The sequence below is a fragment of the Verrucomicrobiia bacterium genome, assembly GCA_035765895.1.
Taxonomy (GTDB): domain Bacteria; phylum Verrucomicrobiota; class Verrucomicrobiia; order Limisphaerales; family DSYF01; genus DSYF01.
Genome location: DASTWL010000039.1, coordinates 1 through 21,360 on the forward strand (window position 1 = coordinate 1; position 21,360 = coordinate 21,360).

The following is a 21,360-nucleotide window of genomic DNA, read 5'->3' on the forward strand; positions in this document are numbered from 1 at the left end:
GCGGCCAAGGACCATCTCGGCCTCGTCAAACTCGTGCTGCTCAGCAACGGCGGCAAGGCCACACAGGATCAAATCCAGCAGGCGCTCGTGCCGGACGTCATCAAGGACGACTGGAAAAAATGGTGGGAAGCCGCCAAGCGCGAGTTGAAGAAGAGCGGCCATTTCCTGGTGCCGGCAAAAAAGAGCGAGCCCATCGTGTATCAGGCGCAGGAAATTTCCATGCAGGACCGGCTGCTCGAAGATTTCCGCAAAGCCCGCGGCCTGAAGGCCAAGGTGGTCGTTGGCAATGAAATCGCCGTGAACGCCGCCGACCTGACGGACAAGGTTGCCGCCGCCAACGAGGTGATCCCCGCATTGAACGCGGAGATCCCGAGCTACCAACGCACCCAGCCAGGCGTCGCACTGGAGGCCATTTTTGTCCGCAATGAACTGCGCGCCGCCGCTGGCACGCCCGTGCAGGACGGTGAACTGACCGACGACGCGATCTGGGCGCAGGAACCCAGCCTCAGCGAGGTCATGGAAGGCATGCCCGCCACGCGGCACCGCAAGGCGCTGGAATCCTTCAAGGCCGCGCGGGCCAATGACTGGGCGGACACTTTGCTCAAAAGCATCAACACCATCCCGACCCGCACCTGCAAGGAATTCGCCAGCCTGCTCATTCACGAGGGCAAGATCGGGGACCTCAAGCTGGCCCTGCGCCGCCTCATCACGCAGCACGCCGCCAGCAGCGAACTGCTCCTCTGGTTCGGCAAGGAACGCAGCGAGGACTTTGCGGACATTCTCGGACCGGAAGTGTTCCGCGCCATGCTCACCGCCATGGAGCGCGACCAGTTCAACGAAAAGCGCTCCAGCAAGCTGCGCGATTACATTCTGTCCGACCAGCAGCTCGTCGTGGAACTCATCAGCTCCGCGGACATCGAACTGATCAAGGACATGACGCGCGCACTGCAGTATTCACCGGTGTTTGATGACCTCGAAAAGCGCCTGCTGCTCGGCTGGATCGTCAAGACGTTCCCGGTCATTCAACCGCTCATCTCCGGCACGCAGACGCGCCAGGACACGACGCTGATCGTCTCGTGGGAGAGCCTCGAACGCGCGAAGAACGAATACCACGAGCTCGTCGAGAAGAAGATTCCGGCGAACTCGAAGGAAATTGCGCTGGCCCGCAGCTACGGCGACCTCAGCGAAAACCACGAGTTCAAGGCGGCCAAGGAAATGCAAACCGTCCTCATGCGCCGCAAGGGCGAACTCGAAGTGGCCCTGGATCGGGCCCGCGGCAGCGACTTTGCGAATGTCAGCACCGACATGGTCAGCATCGGCACCATTGTGCACCTGACCGACCTCGAAGCGAACAAGCCGGAAATCCTGACCATTCTCGGCGCCTGGGACGACGACGCCGACAAGGGCATCATCAGCTACCTCACGCCGGTGGCGCAGGCGTTGATGAACAAGAAGGTGGGCGAATCCGTGGAATACGAAGTGCACGGCGTCCGCCATCATCATCGCATCGAAAACATCGAGGCTTACAACAAGACGGTGACGCCGCCCGTGGAAAGCGCACCCACCGCCGAAGCCCCGTCGGCCGCGGCTTAAACCACTTTGCCAGAAAAAGGCGCGGAGCCGTTCGGGCTCCGCGCCCTTATTGTTTCAACAGCCTGCTTGCTGCCCGGCTGCCGAAGCCCCCACTTTCAATCAGGCCTTGCCGCCGAACGTGACAAAATCGTCCACGTCGAGGTAATCGAACCACGTGACGAAGTCGGTGCGCTGCGGCGCGATCCGCTTGTGCTCGGCATTGAAGTAATCGCGGCTCTCAGGATTGTCCGGCGCGCGACGTTCCATGAGGGCGGACCACGCCTCGATTTCCAATGCATTACGCTTGTGTTGCGCGTGCTTTTGAATCCAGGCGAGGATTTCGCTGTCGCCCGCGCCCCGGGCCAGCTCGGCCTTCAAGGCTTCCGGGTCCACCCCGACAAACTCGAGGAACCGCTGGTCTTGCGGGCAGGCGTAATGATATTCGCCATTCTTGCCGGCCAGTGTGGCGCGGCCCTTGTCGAGCATGCGCGGCAGCAGGACATAACCGCCGAGCCGGACCCGGGGGCTGCGCGGTGGTTGTTTCGTGAGATCAGGTGCTGATAATGACATAAACAATTAAACGGCTGCGCCGCGAAACCATTCCGCGGCGAGTTCGCAACATGCCTCAGATCGCACCCGGCGCAAGGGGTGGCCGGCGGAAATTTAGCGCACTGCCGCCATCACCTTGATTACTCGAAACGGAAGTCCCGCTTCGCGGCCTGTTCCCGCACGGCGGCAATGACCACGGCGTCGAGCGTGTTGGTGGCGGCCTGCTGCTTCATTTGCGCGGCGAGATATTTCTCGCGTTCGGCGTTCAACGTTTGGATTTTCGCCTGCAATCCGGAGCGTTCGCCCGCTTTCTTCTGCACATATTCCTGGCGTTCCGCCGGGCTCAGTTGCTGCATTTCCGCGGGCAGATCTGCTGTCTTCACCGCTTCCAGCTTGAAGTTGGAGTCCTTCGTCGCATCAACCAGATCCCAGTTGCCGTTGAAATAATTGACCGATGCCTTGGTCAACGCGCGCTGCACGACGGCACCCGACGACGGCGCCAGCGTGGCGGCATTGGCATCCTGGGCCGCCTGCCGCTGCGCTGCCGCGCGGCCGGCGTCGCCATACGCGAGATACGTCTTGTTCAAGTCCGCGCTCAACCGGGCGAGTTCCTGATCCTGGGGCGCCTCGATGTGAACCACGGCACGGTTCTGGTCGATGACCAGATATTTGCCGTCGGCCAGCAACGCGCCATCCTGCCATTTGCCATTGATGCCCTCCGCCTCGCTGCCGCAGTGAATCGTGTTCACAATGATGCCCTTCGCGATCGCGGCTTTGCAGGCGTCCGCGTAATTGACCGGGCCCTGTGTGAAGGGCTCGTTGCCCGCAATCAGAATCGCGCGATACACCTTTGGATCGTCGCTCCACGCCAGCTCGTTCACCGCATCCTTGATGACCCAGCCGCAGTATTCATCACCCCCGTTGGTTTTCAGGGCGAAGAGGTCCTCGGACAGCTTGTCGAGGTCGGTCGTCAGCGGCTGAATGCGCCGAATCCAGCCCGATTGCGGCGACAAACTGCTCTTGCCGTATTCATACAACGCCACCTGCACCTCGGGTGTCTGGCCATCCTGCCTCGCCTTGAGAAATTCGTTCACAATCTTCCAAAGCTGGCTTTTGGCCTGATCGATCAAACCGTCCATGCTGCCACTGGTGTCGAGCAGCACGGCCAGCTGCACGAGCGGCTTCTTCGCCGGCTCGGCGGATTCCGCCATGGTTTTGTCCTTCGCGAAGGCCGGGCAGATCATTGCCAGCACGGCCAGGCCGGTGACGAGAGTGCGGGAAAATGTTTTCATGGGCTTCCTGGGTTTGGGTTATTCGTAAATCTCGTAAAGCGTGTCCTTGATGACGAACTGCACATTCTGACCGAGCGCGAGCCACGGGCGCGCGGCGGCGTTGGTGGCGGCAAAGGCGAAATATTCAGGCGAATTGAACTGCAGCCGGATGCGCCGATTGATCTGCTGCTTCTGCACTTCGGAATCCACCCATTGCTTGCCGTTCTGATAAAAGTTCCGCCCATTCACAAACTGCGAGTTCTGCACCAGTTGCGGGTTTCCACCGCCGCTGGCGCCGTTGACGGCGACTGTGCTCGCAGCACTGCCCGGCGCGGCTGGAGCGGCGAACGAATAGGCGCGATTCGCATCCGCGTAACCTGCTGCCGTCTGCCCAAAATTCTCCGCCGACTTGAATGCGTAGTTGGCGCGGGCGCTATTTACGGCCAGCCCGCCGGAACGGTCCTTGCCGTAGCTGTCCGCCAGCTTCGCCAGGCCTTCCATGGCGACGGCATCCGTGCGCAACTGCGGCACCGACTGGAGCGCAAGCGGCACACCGCGCCGCGCCTCGTCTTCGAGAATCAAATAGGCCGTGTAGGGCGTGACGAGGCCGTATTGGCGTGCCAGTTCGGTCACCTCGGACTTGAGTTCGGCGCTTTCGCCGTGCAGCCGGATTTCATCCAGCAGGTAGCCCACGCGGCGCGTCGCCCACAGACGCGGGATGAAATCATTGCCGGCGGATTCCGCGGCAAAGTCCACGTCGGCCGTGAATTTTTTCTGCGCGTCATTTACCGTGCCCCCGATGATGGCCGCCGAAGGGCCGTCGCCGGAATACCGCCCGACAAGCACGAGTTGTTCGCCCTTGAACAAGTCGGGCAGCGGCGCCGGATACAACTTCGTCACGCGCACCTGGCTGGTGAATTTCAGCGTGGGATTCGCGAGCACCGGCTCTTTAATCTTGGCGTAGAAATTCGAGAGCTTCACTTCGAGGTCTTCCTCCGGCAGGACGTATTGGCTGACCGCGCGGGTCTGTTCAGTGATGTTGTCGAGCAGGTGCGTATTCACGTCGTTGCCAATGCCAAAACAAAACACGCGCACATTGCCGCCGGTGGCCTGCTTGACGTCGGCGAGGATTTGGTCCTCGTCAGTCGTGCCGATCGTGGGCAAACCGTCGGTCAAAAAGATGACGAAGAACGGCCGGCCTTCGCGCCCGGGCTTCAGGGCCAGCGCCTTTTTCAACGCATCGTCAATCGCCGTGCCCCCGATGGGTTTGAGGCCGCGAATGAAGGCATCCGCCTTTGCCCGGTGGCCGTCATCGGCCGGCACCAACTGGTCAAACAGCGGCTCCACTTCGGTGGAGAAGCGGACCAGTTCGAAGCGATCGCCTTCGTTGAGATTCTCCACGCAGAACAAGAGCGCCTTTTTCGCCTGTTCGAGTTTTTTGCCCGCCATTGAGCCGGACGTGTCGAGCACGAACACCACGTCCTTCTTCACCAGCCGGTTCTCCTGCACATCCACGCCCGGCGACGCCAGCAGCAGGAAATACCCATCCTCCCCGGCCACCCGATGGGTCAGCAGATTCACCCCGAGATCATCCTTTTCCGGTGCGAAATACAACGCCAGATCGGTGTCGGGCACCACGTCCCGGCCTTCGTAGCCGACGGTGGCCCGGCGGTCGCCGTCCCGCTTGATCTCGACGTCGTGGCTCGGCGAGTAAATGGATTTCAACGGGCGCTTCGTCGCGAGATCGAGCTTCACACTGACCGACGGGATGGGCTTGCTGGAATACTTCGCCGTGTTGAGCGGCACGGTGTAATCCACCAAACCGTTGTCGAGCTTGAGCAACTGCGTGTAGCGCACCGTGACGCGCTTGGTGGCGTGCGGCTCAATCGGGAAAATGCGCACTTTGAAGACGTCGCGTCCCGAATACTCCAGCAACGCGGGATCCTTGGCCCGGCGCACAATGTCCTCGTAAATCGTGCGGGCCTTGTCGGCGGCGAGCAGCTCGGCTTCGACCTTTTTGCCGTCAATCTCCATCGCGAACCGGTCGAGCTGCGCGCCCTTGGGCACCGGAAACAGAAACGTGCCCTCAAGCCGGGCGGCGTTCGGATTGTAAAACGCCTCGTCAATGGTGGTGACCGCGACCTGATCCTCGATTTGGGCGGTCACCTGGCAGGAATTTATCTCCAGCGGCGCAAAGACATGCGGGCGCCAGAACGGCGGCGGCGGAATCGGGCGCGGAGGAATGGGCGGATGCGGCGGCGGCCACGGCGGAGGAATCACTTCCGGCGGCGCGGGCCGCCAGTGCGCTTCGTCCACGATGATCAAACCAACGCCGCGCGCGGGCACAACGGCGGCCAGCAGCGCGCCCAACAACCCGAGGAAGATCCAGCGTTTCATGCCCCATTGGACGGGGCGCCCGGGAAAATGCTCCCGGACAATTCGTCGCGGCCGGCCGGCCCGGGTTACAGCAACGGCACCCGGAACCATCCTGCGATAATGCGGAACGACGTGTCCGTCATCACCGCCAGCGCCAGCCGCACGAAGGGAATTTGCAGGACGAGAATCAAAGCCACGAAGCCCCATTGGGCGAGGCGCACAAACGTTTCGTAGCTCATGTTGGTGGCAACCCGCAGCACCTGCGAACCATCAAGCGGCGGAATCGGGATCAAATTGAAAAAGCACAGCAACAGGCTCAGCGACGACAGGCGCAGGCAGAATTCCGCCATTTGTTCCGAGTGAAGCAGCAGGCCAAGTTTCGCCAGCCCCATCAGCCCCACGGCGAGCAGCAGATTCATCCCCGGCCCGGCCAGTGTGACGAGGAGGTCGTCCCGCTTCGGATGGCGCAGGTTGTGCGGATTCACCGGCACCGGCCGGGCCCAGCCAACCAGAAACCGCGCCGCACCGGAACCGGTCATCGAGAGGAAAATCATCGCCAGCGGCAGAATCACCGTGCCGAGGACGTCCATGTGAACGATGGGGTTCAGGGACACGCGGCCCCGGTCCCTGGCCGTGTCGTCGCCGCACTTCATCGCCACCCAGGCATGCCCGAATTCGTGGAAGGTCAGCAAAATCACCAGGCCAATCCACAACAGCACACCGTCAATCACGAGGTTTGCATCCATCGCGCGTCACGTTAGCGATTGTCGCCGGCAGCGTCGAGCGGCGCCGGCAGCTTCACCGTGACGGCGGCGCTGAACGCGAGGTTGGTGTCGCCACGTGCCGCCAACGTTTGCGCCAGCGTCGCGACGGTCCGGGCGGCGACATTCGAGAACAATGTTTGCCCCTCCGCCCGGACAATGACCGGAAGATCCAGATCCAGCGACGCATCGTTCAATTCCACGGTCACCGTGCTGGTATTCGTCGAGCTTAGGGTGATGGTTTGCCCCGCGCGTTCCGCCGTGAGCAGTTGCCCGGCCTTGACCTCGCTCTTGGGGCGGGCGAGCCAGTAAAGCTCCGCGTGTGTCACGTCATCCTGATACCACACCACCTTCGGCGGGCATGGCTGACGCGTGAATTGCTCCATCCACGGAATGGCCTTGCGATCTTCCAGGTCCATCCAATGCGCCTTGCCCGCGTGCAGTTCGGTGAAATGCACGTAGCCCGCCGGGTCCGCCTGCTGCAGGGCATCGAGCCTTTTCCCCCACGCGGCCGCCACCGCGTTGCGCTGATACGCCGCGTCCCGGGCGCCCACTTGAATCGCGAATGGCACGTTGCGCAGGCCCAGCGGTGACGCGTCGTTAGGATGGCCCGCCATCATGGCGGCGGCCGCCCAGCGATCCGCCGTGCGCGGTGTCACCTGATAAACGCCGTCGCCGCCGGCCGAATAACCCAGCACGTAAACGCGGTTCGGATTCACGTGCTCGAACACGACAAAATCCTCGATGAGCCGCGCGAAGAAATCGTCAATCGGCGCCTGATGCCACAGGTCCCACGCATCGGTCGGCGCCCGTGGCGCAACGTAGATGCCCTCGCGCGGACGATACGCCTCGCCGAGGCGGATTTGGTTGGTCCATTGCGCGTCGTTCACCGCCCGGGTCGTCCCGCCGCCACCGTGCAGCGACAGGAACAGGCTCCGGCCGGCCGGCGGAATCGCGTTGCTGTCGCCGAAGCTCAGCCAGTCGAATTTCATCGATTGGCCATCGAGCTCGATCACCTTGGCGCGCATTTCCGCCGCCCGCGATTCGCGGAGCTGCGCCAGGCGATCCCGCCATAGGGCGGACAGGGCAGCGTCCGCATCCGCGCGGGTCAAGGGTGGCGTGGCGAAAGACTGTTGTGTCAGGGCCGGACGCGCCGTCGCGGGCTGCTGCAACCACGCGTGCAATTCGTGCAGCGCCCGGGCGGAGGCGTTGGTCGAAGCGACATCGGCGGGGAAAGCAGCAGTCGCCACCAAAACACTCATGAGCCCGGCAACACGCACAAACAGGCGAAACATCATGGCCGCAGTGTAGGCCGGTGACGCGGCGCGGTCGATGGTTACGTGCCCGGTCGCTTCAAGACGCCGCCTCGGGTTCAAGCGGCCGCAGCTCGGCCACTTCATCGCCGGCACAATGCCAGACGTGCAACGCGCCGGCTTCTCCACGTTTCAACGCGCGAAAAGCGTCGGGCAGTTGTCGTTTGGTGACGCGCTTTTCCGCGACTCCCGTCGCGTCGCAGCCCAGCACCACGACGTGCGGCTTGTAAATGCGCGGCCGGCCCAGGAAACGCACGGCACCAGCCGGCAGCGCGGGTGCGGGCCGGCGGTCCAACACCAGAAAACTGAGCGGCAGGCTGCGCAAATCCACCCCGGCCAGCTCGCCGAACCGCGCCCAGTTTCCATCCGTGAACACTTCGGGCGGCGGCGCCGCGAAGTGATGGCACCAATGGTTTTCGTTGCCCGGCGCCAGGATGCCGCATGGCACCGGATGCGTGCAGGGCGCGATGACGTTGAGCTTCCCGCGCAACCGTTCCCGCACGGCGATGAGCGTAAGACTGGCCTCGAAGGTGCCAGGTTCCACCCAGATCACGCTGGTGGCACCGGCCGCGAAATCTGCCAGCGCCTCGACTTGTGCCGGGGGGAGTTCGGTCAGCACGTGGCTGATGAGGAGGGTGGTGTTAGACTTCCCCTCACCCTGCCCTCTCCCCATCGGATGGGGAGAGGGTGGCGTCTTGCCGGGTGAGGGGTTTTCGTCCGGTTCATGGCCCGGGTGTGCATCCGTTCTCGGAGGCCGATGCTCTCCCTGAACCGAGGCGTCGGTGATCACCTTCAAGCCCGCATATTTTCCCCTCGCCCGCCGTTCGGCAAAGCGCACCGCGAGCGGCGAACGATCCCACAGTTGCAGTTCACCCACCGTTGCCATGCCGAAATGATCCAAAAACGCGCGGTGCGCGATGCCACTGCCGCAACCCCAGTCCAGCAACGTCCCGGGTGCGGGCGTCCAGCCGCGCCGCAGCAATTCGGCCAGCACGTAATCCCATTTCCAGCCGATGCGCTGGGCGAACGTGGCGTCATAACTGGCCAGATCCGATTCGCTGCGCCAGTAATCGGCGTGTCCAGCCGTGCCGTCGAGAAACGCCGCCCGCAAGCGTTCGAGCGCCTTCCAGTCAATGGCTTCCCAATTCATGCCGGGCGACGATTCATTTCGGCCCCTCCGCGCCGGGAGTTTTTTCCAGCAAAGGATCCAGCGCGTGTCGTTCAATGCCGAAGAATTTCTTCAGGGCCACAATTTGTTCGCGGGCGGCGGGATTGGTAAACGGCGCGCGTTCGCGCATCGCGGCGAGCATCAAATTCTTCGGCGTGTGCTCGGAGGCGACAAATTCCATGAGCTTCGTGCGATAACCGGCCCATTCGAGGAACAGCGCGCGCAGGCCGTCCGTAACCCATTCGGCCATGCGTTCGGCCATGATGCCGTGTTCCAGCACCGGGGCGAGCGGCGCGGGCCGGCCCAGTTGCGGCCGCACCTCCTTGTGGCAGCACGGCGCCACAACAATGAGCTTTGCGCCCAGTTCGAGTCCGCGGCGGATGGCATCGTCCGTCGCGGTGTTGCACGCGTGCAAGGCGATGAGCGCATCCACACGCGGCAGTTCAGCCGTGGCGATGTCGCCCCCAACGAACTCCAGACCGGGTGCGTCAATTTTACGGGCGAGCTGACTGGTGGTCTTGACCAAATCGGGACGTGCCTCGACGCCCACCACCCGCACGGGAATCCGCCAGCGGCGCCGGAACAAATGCCACGCGCCGAAGGTGAGGTAGCCCTTGCCGCAGCCCATGTCGGCCAGGGTGAGTTCCGCGGCAACAGGAACGTCAGGCAGATGGGCTGGCGTCACCGCCGGCCCGGTTTCCGCGGGCGCTTCGCCTTCAACCCACACCCGCCGCACGGGCTGGGCTTCGGGAACGCCCTTGGCGGCATCAGGCGCCCAGCCGCAATCCCTCGCCAGGTGCGAAAGAATGTCGAGGTAACGCTGCATTTGCCGGTGCTTGTCCGCCATGCTCGGATTGACACGGCCATGCGCATCGCAAACGCCGAGGCCGTGCAACCAGTCGCGGGCGGACGCGTCGAGCCACGTTTGCCGGGCTTCATCATGGTCGCGGGCGGGAGCTGTCCTGGTATGCGGTTTGTGACTGATCAGCCAGGGCTCCTTGTCGGGCGGAAAATTGAGCTGCCACTCCCGCACCGTGGTGCCAAGCAGGGCGCTCCGAAAATGGCCGGTGAGTTGCAGCCGCAACCACCCCGCCACCTCGCCCACGGGCAGATTTTGCGTCACGTCGCGGGTGGCGTGGCGGAGCGTGAGCGAAAGGTGCGGCGCGCCGCGCAGCTTGATGAGCCGGGCGAGCATGCGTTTGGGCGCGGATGCGTCGCCACTGCCGCCGGAAAAAACGAGCCGGACAAACGTGTTGTCCGTGATGCTTGTCACCGTGTGGCGGATGAAATCTTCAACCGGATGCGCGCTGGCCATGACCGGCGAATGGTGCGGCGCCCCGCCGGCGTGGGCGAGCCGAAAGCGCGGAAATCCGGCGCGTTGAACTTTCATTCGCCCCCGATCTGGCACGGGGTTACGCTCCGGACATGGCATTCAACGGCTTGTTGCTGGAAAATTCGGCGGGCAATTTTTCCGCCCGGGTGGCCGCGTTGAACGAGGCGGATCTGCCGCCGGGCGAGGTGCTCATCCGCGTTTCGCATTCAACGCTCAACTACAAGGACGCGCTGGCCATCCAGAATCGCGCGCCCATCGTGCAGCACTTTCCGATGGTCGCGGGCATCGACCTGGCGGGCGTCGTGGAGAGCAGCAGCGATGCACGGTGGCGGCCGGGCGACGCCGTGCTCGTCAATGGCTGGGGCCTGGGCGAATCGCGCTGGGGCGGGCTGGCGCAATGGTGCCGCGTGCCGGGTGATTTCCCCCTGCCCCTGCCCGCCGGCATGTCGCCCGCCACCGCCATGTCCATCGGCACGGCGGGCTACACCGCGGCGTTGTGCGTGAACGCCCTGGAACGCGCGGGGCTGCAACCCGGCCAGGGCAACGTGCTCGTCACGGGCGCCGCCGGCGGCGTAGGCAGCCTGGCCATCTGCCTGCTGGCCCGGCTGGGCTACCACGTCCTGGCCTCGACGGGCCGCGTGGCTGAAGCCGATTATTTGCGGTCGCTGGGTGCGGCGGAAATTCTGGAGCGCCAGACGCTGTCGGCCCCCGGCAAACCGCTGCAAAAGGAGCGCTGGGTGGCGGCCATTGACAGCGTCGGCAGCCACACGCTCGCGAACGTCTGCGCGGGCACCCGGTATCGCGGCTGGGTGGCCGCCTGCGGCCTGGCACAGGGCATGGATTTCCCGGCGACGGTGGCGCCGTTCATCCTGCGCAGCGTGAGCCTGCTGGGCATCGACAGCGTGCGGGCGCCGCGGGCCGAACGCGCAGCCGCGTGGCAACGGCTGGCCACGTTGGTGGACCCGGCCAAGCTTGCGCAGGTGACGCAGACGATCCGGCTGGACGAAGCGATCCCGGCCACCGCCGCCCTGCTGGCGGGCAGGGTGCGCGGGCGTTTGCTGGTGCAAGTGACGGATTGAACATTGCAAGCGACCGCCCGGCCGGCGCTCATGCAAGGCACAACTTGCAACCCACCGCGCCATCCCTAGACTGCGCGGATGCTTAAGGCTGGCATCGTCGGCTTGCCCAACGTGGGCAAGTCCACCCTGTTCAACGCCGTCACCCGCACACGCAAGGCGGAGGCGGCCAATTACCCGTTTTGCACCATCGACCCCAACGTCGGCGTCGTCACCGTGCCGGACGAACGGCTCCATGTCCTCAAGGACATCGCCAAGACAAACGTCGTCATCCCGGCGGCGATTGAATTCGTGGACATCGCGGGCCTCGTGAAGGGTGCGAGCGCGGGCGAAGGGCTCGGCAACAAGTTCCTCAGCCACATCCGCGAGGTGGACGCCATCGTGCAGGTGGTGCGCTGCTTTGAAGACGCGGATATTCATCACGTCTCCGGCACCGTGGATCCGGTGCGCGACATCGAAATCATCAACACGGAACTCATCCTCGCCGACCTCGACAACGTGACCAAGCGCCTGGAGAAAGTCACCAAGGACGCCAAGCGCGGCGACAAGGTGGCGGTCGCGGAGGAGGCGGTGTTGAAGAAATTCCAGACCGCGCTGAACGCCGGCAAACTGGCGCTCACAGTCGAGTTGCATCCCGAGGAAAAAGCCATCGCGCGCGGCTTCTACCTGCTCACGGACAAGCCGACGATTTTTGCGTGCAACGTCAAGGAAGGCGACCTCGCCACGGCGAACCAGAACCCGTTCGTGCAAAAGGTGAACGAGTATGTAAAGACCCACCTCGCCTGTGAAGCGGTCGTCATCAGCGCGCAGATTGAGAGCGATTTGATTGATTTGTCCGAGGACGAGGCAAAGGCGTTCCTCGCCGAGCTCGGCGTGAAGGAATCCGGCGTCGGCGCGTTGATTCGCGCCACCTACCATCTGCTCGGCCTGCGGACGTATTTCACCGCCGGCGAAAAGGAGGTGCGCGCGTGGACCATTCACGTGGGCGACACCGCGCCCAAGGCGGCGGGCGTGATTCACTCAGACTTCGAGCGCGGCTTCATCAAGGCGGAAACGGTCGCCTACCAGGACCTCGTGGCGTGCGGCTCGGTCGCCGCGGCGCGTGACAAGGGGCTTTACCGCATGGAAGGCAAGGAATACGTCGTCAAAGACGGTGACGTGCTGCTGTTCAAGTTCAACGTCTGAGCTGGCGGCTCATTTCAGCCCGGCCACAAAGGACTTCGCCGGGAAATGCCGCCCCGGGCAGCGCGTGCCGATGATGTTGATCTGTTGATGGGTTTTGACGGCTCGATACGTCAGGTCGCACCGGTGCATCAGGGCCTCGACCAGCGCATGCAGGCTCCGCAACTGGCGGGCGCTGGGCGCATGTTTGTCGAAGTTGCCCACGAGGCAGATTCCGATGGCGATTTTGTTCTGAGCTTCACTGCGCAGGTGCCCGCCGTCCAGTTGTTCGCGCCAACGATGGCCCACGGCGATTTCCCCGTCGCCCATGCCGTGCCCGTTGCCAATGACGAAATGGTAGGCCAGGCCGTTTTCCATGTGCCGCACTTCGCGATGGTAACGGTCCATCCCCTTGACCGTGCCCTCGTCCACGCCGCTGTGATGAATGACGATGTATTTCCACCGCCCCGCGCGCACATCCGCATTCTGAATCGCGCGGCGGATTGAATCCGGCAGACCATCGTCGGACGCGACGGACCCTGACGTGGACCGCGCGGCGGGAATGACGAGCCGCTCGCCCACCTTGAGCTGGTAATTTTTGCTGAACCCGTTCCGTGCGGCGAGCACGTCAACAGAAACGCCGTATTTGTCGGCCAGGCCGTAAAGCGTGTCGTTGCGCTGGACGGTAATGGTGAAGGAGGAGCCGGCGGCAGCCGGTGCCGGCTTATCGTCCGAGCCCGTGCCGGGAATGATCAGCCGTTGACCGGCGAGGACGTGGTAGTTTTTGCTGAGGCCGTTGCGCTCGGCGAGCCGCGCCACGGAGATGCCGTGCTCGTCCGCGATGCCGTAGAGCGTGTCGTTCCGCCGGACGACGTAGGTGGTTTCCCGGGCCCAGGCGGCCGGCGCCAGCAGCGCGGCCAGCATCACGCCCGCAAGGAGCGTCCGCATCGATTTTCCAGCTTCATACAACTGCATTGTTCATTCCGCATCACTATGTTCAACGCCCACACAAACACAGTCCCGGCCGCTGATGCGAGAACTTTATGCGGATTCGCGGCATTTTTTGGCGCGGCGACGCGGTGCATTGGTGCAGGAAAAAGGCGCCTGCCATTGCTGGCAGACGCCTCGTAAAGCCGCAATTGCTCAGGCACCGTATTTGTCAAACGCCTTCGCATTCGCCTGCATGAGGCGGAGGAGATACTTCGCCTCGAACACGCCCAACGAACCAAGGTTCGCGCCGGTTTCCGTGAAGCGCTCCAGCTTGTCCGAGCCGCTGAGCTTCGAGTGCAGCAACACCGGCTGCGGATGCCACGAGTGGCCCTTCATCGCGCACGGCGTTGAATGATCGCCCGTGATGGCCAGCACGTCGGGTTTCTTGCCGAGCAGGATGGGCAGCGCGGCGTCGAACTCCTCGATGTATTTCTTCTTCGCCTCGAAGTTGCCGTCCTCGCCGGCCTTGTCGGTGTATTTGAAGTGGATGAAGAAGAAATCATAGTTGGCGTATTCCTTCACATAACGCTCGAACTGCTCGCGAATCGTGGCGGGGCCTTCGATCTTGGTCATGCCGACAAGCTGCGCGAGGCCCTTATACATGGGATACACCGCGAGGCACGCGGGCTTCATCTTGTAGCGCTCCTCAAACGTCGGGATGTCCGGCTGATGCGCGATGCCGCGCATGAGGAAACCGTTCGCGGGCTTCTCCTTCGCGATGATGGGCAGCGCGAGCTTGTAGAAATCGGCGATCAACTTCGCCATCTTCTTTTGCTTCGCGTTCTTTGCATCGCGCGGCTTGACAGTCGGAATGGCAAAGCCTTCACGGTTCGGATCCGCATCGGTCAACGGCCCTTCAAGCCCCTTGCCGCGGAAGACGACGACGAAGCGGTGTTCCTTGCCGGCTTTGATGATCACCTGCGTGTCGCCAATCTTCTTGATCTTGGCGGACAGCATGGCGCAGAGCTTTTCGCAGGTCTCGGTCGGGATGCGGCCGGCACGACGGTCGGTGACAATGCCCTTCGCGTCGAGCGTGGCAAAGTTGGCGCGGGCGCAAACGTCGCCGGCCTTGAGTTCCACGCCGAGGCCGAGCGCTTCAATCACACCACGGCCGACCTGATACTCGACCGGATCGTAACCGAACAGCGCGAGGTGGCCCGGTCCGCTGCCAGGCGTAATGCCGGGCGCCACCGGGGTCATCCGGCCTTGGGCACAGCCCGCGCGGACGAGGGCGTCGAGATTGGGCGTGTGCGCGGCCTCCAGCGGGGTCATGAAGCCTTGCTCCGGCGTGGCCAGGTCGCCCAAGCCATCCATCACCACGAGGGCGACTTTGGCGCCGGTTTTGAGTGTCAGTTCAGAGTAGAGTTCGTCGAGTTTCATGTTCAAAGCAATGTTCGGTTTCCGCGGGGCCAGCGGCCAGCAGTCCTCCGGGACCCGCGATTCTGCCGCAGAAGCGGGGCGCGTCAACGGGGAATTGCGCGGCGTCTGGCGCGGGGCCGTGCGGCCAGCCTGTCTGACGGGTCGTCGCATGGGAAAGGCCGTCGGACGCGCGCACCTCGCCAGACCGGTGGAATGCCGGTCCCACAAATTTCTGCTCGCGCCCGATGAAGCCGGCGAGTAGAAGAGGCCCATGTCCTCTGCATTAGGGAAGGAGTCTTGGAGCTCGCGCCTGGGCGTCATCATGGCCGTGGCCGGCAGTGCCGTGGGCTTGGGCAACTTCCTGCGGTTCCCCGGCCTGGCCGCGCAATACGGCAGCGGTGCCTTCATGATCGCCTACTTCATTTCGCTGCTGATCCTCGGCATCCCGATTTGTTGGGCCGAATGGACCCTGGGCCGTTACGCGGGGCAACGCGGCTTTCACTCCAGCCCCGGCATCTTCTACGCGCTGATCAAGCATCCCATCGGCAAATACGTCGGCGTCATCGGGGTGATCATTCCGGTGGTCATCTACATGTATTACGTTTACATCGAAGCGTGGTGCCTGGGGTATTCCTATTACGCCGTGACCGGAAAACTGAGCCTCGGCAACGATGTGACGGCCTACGGCGATTTCTGGGCCAAGTTTGTCGGCGCCACGGAGAACGGGCTGACCATCACGCGCGAGCACAATCACGTTCTCATCTTTCTGCTGATCGTCTTCATTCTGAATTTCATCATCATCTACCGCGGCATTTCCAAGGGCATCGAAACGTTCTGCAAGTGGGGCATGCCGGCGTTGATCGTGCTCGCGCTGATCGTGCTCGCGCGCGTGCTGACGTTGGGCACGCCCGATCCGGCCAAACCGGACCAGAGCCTCCTCAACGGGCTGGGCTACATGTGGAACCCGGACCGCGGCGACGGCGTCTCGGTGCTCAGCCAGCTCGCGAATCCACAACTCTGGCTGGCCGCGGCCGGACAAATCTTCTTCTCCCTCTCGGTGGGTTTCGGCGTGATCATCACCTACGCCAGCTACCTGACCAACAAGGACGACGTCGTGCTCAGCGGCCTGACGGCCACCAGCGCCAACGAATTTTGCGAGGTCGCCCTCGGCGGCCTGATCACGGTGCCCGCGGCGTTCATGTTCCTGGGTGCCGCCGGCATTGTCGGTCAGGGCACCTTCGGCCTCGGCTTCAAGGTCCTGCCGCTGGTGTTTTCCAAAATGCCCTTCTCGTGGTTCTTCGGCGGCGCCTGGTTTTTCCTGTTGTTCCTCGCCGCCATCACCAGTTCGCTCTCGATGCTTCAGCCGGGCATCGCGTTTCTGGAGGAGGGGCTGGGCCTGAATCGCAAACAATCGGTTTCGCTGCTGGGCTTGCTGACCGCCTTGGGCACGTTGTTCGTGGTTTATTTCAGCGAGGACTTGAAGGCGCTCGACACGCTGGATTTCTGGGTGGGCACCTTCCTCATTTTCGTGCTCGCCACGGTGTTGATCATCGTTTTCGGCTGGGGGATGGGAATTCGTCGCGGCTGGCAGGAGGCCCATCGCGGCGCGGCGATGCGCATTCCCGGATTTTACAAGTTCATCGTCAAATATCTGTGCCCGCTGTATCTGCTCACCATCTTTGGCTTCTGGGTGCGGTTCAACGTCTTCGCCACCAATCCTCAAACCGGCCGGCTGGAACCGGCGGGCTACATCAAGGATCTAGTGGGCAGCCACGCCAGCACGGCAGCCCGGCTGAGCATTGCGTTCCTCCTGATTTGCATCGTGTTCATCTGCATTTTGACCGCGGCGGCCGGACGGCGTTGGGACCGGGCGGCCGTGGAAGGAAAGGAGGCGCAGCCATGACCACAGGCGGTTGGATTACCATGAGCCTCTCCGTGGGCTTCGTCGTCGTGCTGTTCGTCTGGTGCGTCTGGCGCGTGCTCACGTCAAAGCCGGAACACATCCACGGCATCGAGGACATCGACACGCAGGACCAAGACGATTAAGCCGCGCGCTCCCGTCCGTGACGCGGCCGCTCAGACACCGTCACGTTGCCCGGCTCCGGTTTGTTTTCTTCTGTGAGCAACCCCTGCTTGCCCCGCGCCGCTCGCGGCAGGTAAGTTGCCGTGCATGTCGCACGCGGACTTCGTTCATCTCCATGTCCACACCGAGTATTCGCTGCTGGACGGCGCCTGCCGGCTCGACCGGCTCATGGAGCGCGCCCACGAACTGAAGTTTTCCTCGCTCGCCTGCACCGACCACGGCGTGCTCTACGGCGCGATCGATTTCTACCGCGCCGCGCGGGAAAAGGGCATCAAGCCCATCATCGGCTGCGAAATGTATGTCGCGCCCGGCAGCCGGCTGGAAAAGAAAACCGGCAGCGGCGGCCGTGATGTTTATCATCATCTCGGTCTGCTTGCGAAGGACGAGACCGGCTACAAAAACCTCATCCGCCTCGCCACGCTGGCGCACACGGAGGGCTATTACTACAAGCCGCGCATCGACAAGGAACTCCTCGCGCAATACGGCCGGGGCTTGGTTGCGCTGTCCGGTTGCCTCGCCAGCGAGATTCCCGACCTGATCATGAAGGATCAGTTCGACAAGGCGCGCGCGACCATTGACTGGTTCAAGCAAACGCTCGGCGCGGAGAATTTTTTCCTCGAACTCCAGAACCACGGCATCGCCGAGCAGGCCAAGGTCAACAAACACCTCATTCCGTGGGCGAAGGAGTTCGGCCTCAAGCTCGTCGCGACGAACGACGTGCACTATGTCGAAAAGGAACACTGGAAGGCGCACGACTGTCTCATCTGCATCGGCACACAGGCGCAATTGAGCGACACGAAGCGCATGCGTTACGCGCAGGAGCAATTTTACCTGCGCTCGGCCGAGGAGATGAAGGCGCGCTTTGCCGAAGTGCCCGAGGCAGTGAAGAACACACTCGAAGTCGCCGACATGTGCAACCTCGAGATCAAGTTCGGGGAGCTGCATTATCCGGTGTTCGAGCCGCCCGCCGGCAAAACACGCGATGGTTACTTGCGCGAACTGCTCGCCGACGGTTTGGAGCGGCGCTACACGCTCAAGACGCACGTGGACGGAAAAGATTTCGTGGTGGACGGCATCACGGACCCAAAGCGCCTGCCGACGTATGTTGTTAGCCGGCCCCCCACCCCGTCCGATGGGGAGAGGGTGGCCGATGGGCCGGGTGCAGGGAAACCAGATGCGCCACTGCACGCGCACCCTGAAGTCGCCGTGGCCATCAAGACTGTGCTCGACCGCCTGCAACTGGAAATGGGCGTGATCGAAAAGACCGGGTTCATCAGCTACTTCCTCATCGTCGGTGATTTCGTGCGCAAGGGCCGTGACATGGGCGTGGCGTGCGTGGCGCGCGGTTCCGCCGCCGGCTCCATCGTCACCTATCTGCTCGACATCGCGAACGTGGACCCGATCCGCTACGCGTTGCTGTTCGAGCGCTTCCTGAATCCCGAACGTGTCAATCCGCCCGACATTGACATTGATTTCGCCGACGACCGGCGCGCGGACGTCATCGAATACGTGCGCCAGAAATACGGCCGCGATTCCGTCGCGCAGATCATCACGTTCGGCACGATGGGCGCGAAGTCCGTCATCCGCGACGTTGGCCGCGTCATGGGCCTGACCTACGGCGAGTGTGACCGGCTGGCGAAGATGGTGCCCGCCGACTTGAAGATGACGCTCGAAAAGGCGCTCAAACAATCGCCCGAATTCAAGCAGGCTTACGAAACCGAGGAAGTGACGCGCGAACTCATCGACACCGCGCTCGTGCTCGAAGACCTCGCACGCAACGCGGGCGTGCACGCGGCCGGCGTCGTGATCGGGCCCGAGCCGCTCATCAATTTGCTCCCGCTCAAGCAGGACGAGGATGGCACCATCGTCACCCAATACGCCATGGGCCCCGTCGGCGACCTCGGCCTGTTGAAGATGGATTTCCTCGGGCTGAAGACGCTTACGGTCATCCGCAACACCTGCGAGATGGTGAAGAAAACCAAGGGCGTCACGCTCGACATGGACACCTTGCCGCTCGACGACCAGAAGACCTACGACCTGCTGAACCGGGCGGAGACGCTGGGGGTGTTCCAGTTGGAATCCGGCGGCATGCGCGACCTTTGCAAAAAGTTCCAGATCACCTCCGTCGAACACATCACCGCGCTCGTGGCGCTGTATCGGCCGGGCCCGATGGACCTCATTCCGGAATTCATCAAGCGCCGCCACGGCGAGGTGAAGGTCGAATACGAGCATCCGTTGCTGGAAAGCATTTCCAAGGAGACCTATGGCATCCTGATTTATCAGGAGCAGGTGATGCAGGCAGCGCAGGTGCTGGCAGGCTACTCGCTCGGCGGCGCGGATTTGCTGCGGCGCGCTATGGGCAAGAAGAAGAAGGAGGAGATGGACAAGCAGCGCGGCACGTTCGTGAAGGGCTGCAAGGAGGTGAACAAGATTCCCGAGGCCAAGGCGAACCAGATCTTCGACCTGCTGGAAAAGTTTGCGGGTTACGGCTTCAACAAATCGCACGCCGCCGCGTATGCCATCGTTGCGTATCAAACCGCGTATCTGAAGGCGAACTACCCGGGCGAGTTCCTGAGCGCGATGATGACGAACGACATGGGCGACACCGCGAAGCTCAGTCAATACATCGCCGAGGCGCGCACGATGGGCATCGAAGTGCTGCCGCCGGACGTGAACGAGAGCCAGATGCATTTCGGTCCGGCGCCGGGGAGCGCGGCTATCCCACCCACAGCACCTTCAACCGCAACCAAAGCATCGGGAAAATCCGAAAGTCACCCGACCGGCGGGGCTGCTGCGGCTGGGGACAGCCGCGCTCCGGGAATGGCCATTCGCTTCGGTCTCGTGGCTGTGAAGGGCATCGGTGAAATCGCCGTGGAATCCCTCATCAAGGCGCGCACGGAAGCGGGTCCGTTCAAGTCGCTCGGCGATTTGTGCGAACGCGTGGACGGACGCACGGTGAACCGCAAGGCGTTGGAAGCGCTCATCAAGTCCGGTGCGTGCGACTGCTTCGGCGAAACCCGCGCCACGCTGTTCGCGAGCATTGACATGGCGTTGACCCGCGCGGCAGGAATCATCGCCGACCGCCAACGTGGACAGGCCTCGATGTTCGACATGCTGGAGGACGCCGGGAGCAAACCGGAACTCCAACTCATCAAGCTCGACGAATGGCCGCAGCACGAATTGCTCGCGGCAGAGAAGGAATTGCTCGGCTTCTACGTCACGGGCCATCCGCTGTCGCCGCTCGCACCGATTCTGGAAAAATATTCGCTGCATACGACCGTGGGACTCGCGGGCCTGCCGAACCGCTCGATGACGCGCATCGGCGGCATGGTGGGCGCGGTGCAAAGCGGCTTCTCGAAGAAAACCAACAAGCCCTACGCGCTGGTGACGCTGGAGGATCTCGAGGGCTCCGTGCAGTTCCTCTGCATGAACGAGAACTACGACAAATACCGCGAGCTGCTCGTGCAGAACAAGGCGTTGCTCGTCATCGGCGAGGTGAACACCACCGAGGACAAGCCGAAGATTTTCCCGCAGGAAATCCTGCCGTTGGAAGACGCGCCGAAGAAGTTCACCAAACAGGTCCACTTCCGGCTCCAGATGGCGCACCTAGCACCCGTGCACATGGAGCAACTCAAGGAACTGGTGGCCGCACATCCGGGCAAATGCCCGCTGTTGCTGTGCTTCATGCGCCCAACCGGCGGCGTCATCTTCGTGGATACGAACGAGCGTTACTCAGTGACGCCGTCGCTCGCTCTCCAGCAAGCCGCTGACGCCCTGCTCGGCGAGGACACCTATTACGCCAAGGTGGACACCAGCCTGCCCGAACGGCAGCGCCGCGTGTGGGAGCGCAAGCCGGCCAACGGTGGCGAGAACGAATGAGCATTTGCCCGGACCGCACTTTGCGGTGACTTTGCAGCATGACGACGCCCGTTCAAACCGACGACAGCGCGTTCCGGCCCGTGGATGATGCCGTGTGCGACCAGTGCGGACGGTTTGGCGCCTTGCGGGTCAACGAGCGCTGGCTCTGCGAGGATTGTTATTCCGTGTGCGGTTCGTGCTGCGCGGAGTTCGAGGGCAAGCCAAAGAAAGATGCCGACGTCGCCCAACCCAATTAGGGCGGCGCGCGGCTGTCCTCAGCCGCAGCGGGGGCAGGCACCAAGGCGGTCCAAATTTTCGAGGACTCGTGCGGGCCAGCGGGCGTGCTGCGGCTGGGACAGCCGCACTCCGATTCATGGAACCGGGGTAAACCAGCGCACCTTGGCCACCGAAATTTTGGAAGTGGCGTAGCGTCGAAAGCATTTGAAACCGGACCCGTTGGGGCGGCGGCATCTGATCAGACCTCCCTGCG

The 21,360-nt window shown here is 63.0% G+C and carries 16 protein-coding genes; 7 read left to right on the forward strand and 9 right to left on the reverse strand.

The window, feature by feature from the left end:
* Positions 1-1,593, forward strand: a 1,593-nt coding sequence (locus VFV96_08055) for a GreA/GreB family elongation factor (GenBank protein ID HEU5070351.1), incomplete at its 5' end; no start/stop codon positions are given.
* Positions 1,594-1,692: 99 nt separating this feature from the next.
* Here the strand turns inward: VFV96_08055 and VFV96_08060 are convergent.
* The 7 genes from VFV96_08060 to VFV96_08090 all read right to left on the reverse strand — a co-directional run bounded on the left by VFV96_08060 (position 1,693) and on the right by VFV96_08090 (position 10,400).
* Positions 1,693-2,142, reverse strand: a complete 450-nt coding sequence (locus VFV96_08060) for a DUF5069 domain-containing protein (protein ID HEU5070352.1) — start codon at positions 2,140-2,142, stop codon at positions 1,693-1,695.
* Positions 2,143-2,261: 119 nt separating this feature from the next.
* Entirely contained in the window at positions 2,262-3,413 is a 1,152-nt protein-coding gene (locus tag VFV96_08065; protein HEU5070353.1) for a vWA domain-containing protein, read from the reverse strand.
* Positions 3,414-3,431: 18 nt separating this feature from the next.
* Entirely contained in the window at positions 3,432-5,789 is a 2,358-nt protein-coding gene (locus VFV96_08070) for a VIT domain-containing protein (protein HEU5070354.1), read from the reverse strand.
* A gap of 65 nt (positions 5,790-5,854) precedes the next feature.
* On the reverse strand, positions 5,855-6,514 hold the full coding sequence (locus tag VFV96_08075) for a site-2 protease family protein (GenBank protein HEU5070355.1): 660 nt from the start codon (positions 6,512-6,514) through the stop codon (positions 5,855-5,857).
* Positions 6,515-6,525: 11 nt separating this feature from the next.
* Complete coding sequence (locus VFV96_08080) at positions 6,526-7,827, reverse strand: alpha/beta hydrolase (GenBank protein ID HEU5070356.1); 1,302 nt, start codon at positions 7,825-7,827, stop codon at positions 6,526-6,528.
* Between the two features lie 55 nt (positions 7,828-7,882).
* On the reverse strand, positions 7,883-8,992 hold the full coding sequence (locus tag VFV96_08085; GenBank protein ID HEU5070357.1) for a small ribosomal subunit Rsm22 family protein: 1,110 nt from the start codon (positions 8,990-8,992) through the stop codon (positions 7,883-7,885).
* Positions 8,993-9,005: 13 nt separating this feature from the next.
* The gene (locus VFV96_08090) at positions 9,006-10,400 is read right to left on the reverse strand and encodes an SAM-dependent methyltransferase (GenBank protein HEU5070358.1); all 1,395 of its coding nucleotides are present in this window, start codon (positions 10,398-10,400) and stop codon (positions 9,006-9,008) included.
* Between the two features lie 35 nt (positions 10,401-10,435).
* Here VFV96_08090 and VFV96_08095 point away from each other — a divergent pair, with 35 nt between their 5' ends.
* Both VFV96_08095 and ychF read left to right on the forward strand, forming a co-directional pair.
* On the forward strand, positions 10,436-11,422 hold the full coding sequence (locus tag VFV96_08095) for an MDR family oxidoreductase (protein ID HEU5070359.1): 987 nt from the start codon (positions 10,436-10,438) through the stop codon (positions 11,420-11,422).
* A 78-nt stretch (positions 11,423-11,500) separates the two neighbouring features.
* Positions 11,501-12,604, forward strand: a complete 1,104-nt coding sequence (gene ychF, locus VFV96_08100) for a redox-regulated ATPase YchF (protein ID HEU5070360.1) — start codon at positions 11,501-11,503, stop codon at positions 12,602-12,604.
* A gap of 9 nt (positions 12,605-12,613) precedes the next feature.
* Here ychF and VFV96_08105 read toward each other — a convergent pair whose 3' ends face one another.
* Together VFV96_08105 and VFV96_08110 are read right to left on the reverse strand one after the other, a co-directional pair.
* Positions 12,614-13,528 carry a LysM peptidoglycan-binding domain-containing protein gene (locus tag VFV96_08105; GenBank protein HEU5070361.1) on the reverse strand — a complete coding sequence of 305 codons (915 nt, stop codon included), beginning with the start codon at positions 13,526-13,528 and terminating at the stop codon, positions 12,614-12,616.
* A gap of 195 nt (positions 13,529-13,723) precedes the next feature.
* Complete coding sequence (locus VFV96_08110) at positions 13,724-14,950, reverse strand: 2,3-bisphosphoglycerate-independent phosphoglycerate mutase (protein ID HEU5070362.1); 1,227 nt, start codon at positions 14,948-14,950, stop codon at positions 13,724-13,726.
* Positions 14,951-15,200: 250 nt separating this feature from the next.
* On the opposite strand from VFV96_08110, the gene VFV96_08115 reads away from it, so the two are divergent.
* From VFV96_08115 to VFV96_08130, 4 genes are all read left to right on the forward strand, one after another.
* Positions 15,201-16,832 (forward strand): sodium-dependent transporter, encoded by a 1,632-nt coding sequence (locus VFV96_08115; protein ID HEU5070363.1) that lies wholly within the window; start codon positions 15,201-15,203, stop codon positions 16,830-16,832.
* A gap of 20 nt (positions 16,833-16,852) precedes the next feature.
* Positions 16,853-16,975 carry a hypothetical protein gene (locus VFV96_08120; protein ID HEU5070364.1) on the forward strand — a complete coding sequence of 41 codons (123 nt, stop codon included), beginning with the start codon at positions 16,853-16,855 and terminating at the stop codon, positions 16,973-16,975.
* Positions 16,976-17,099: 124 nt separating this feature from the next.
* Entirely contained in the window at positions 17,100-20,891 is a 3,792-nt protein-coding gene (locus VFV96_08125; GenBank protein ID HEU5070365.1) for a DNA polymerase III subunit alpha, read from the forward strand.
* A 38-nt stretch (positions 20,892-20,929) separates the two neighbouring features.
* Complete coding sequence (locus VFV96_08130) at positions 20,930-21,127, forward strand: hypothetical protein (GenBank protein ID HEU5070366.1); 198 nt, start codon at positions 20,930-20,932, stop codon at positions 21,125-21,127.
* Positions 21,128-21,360: the final 233 nt, after the last annotated feature.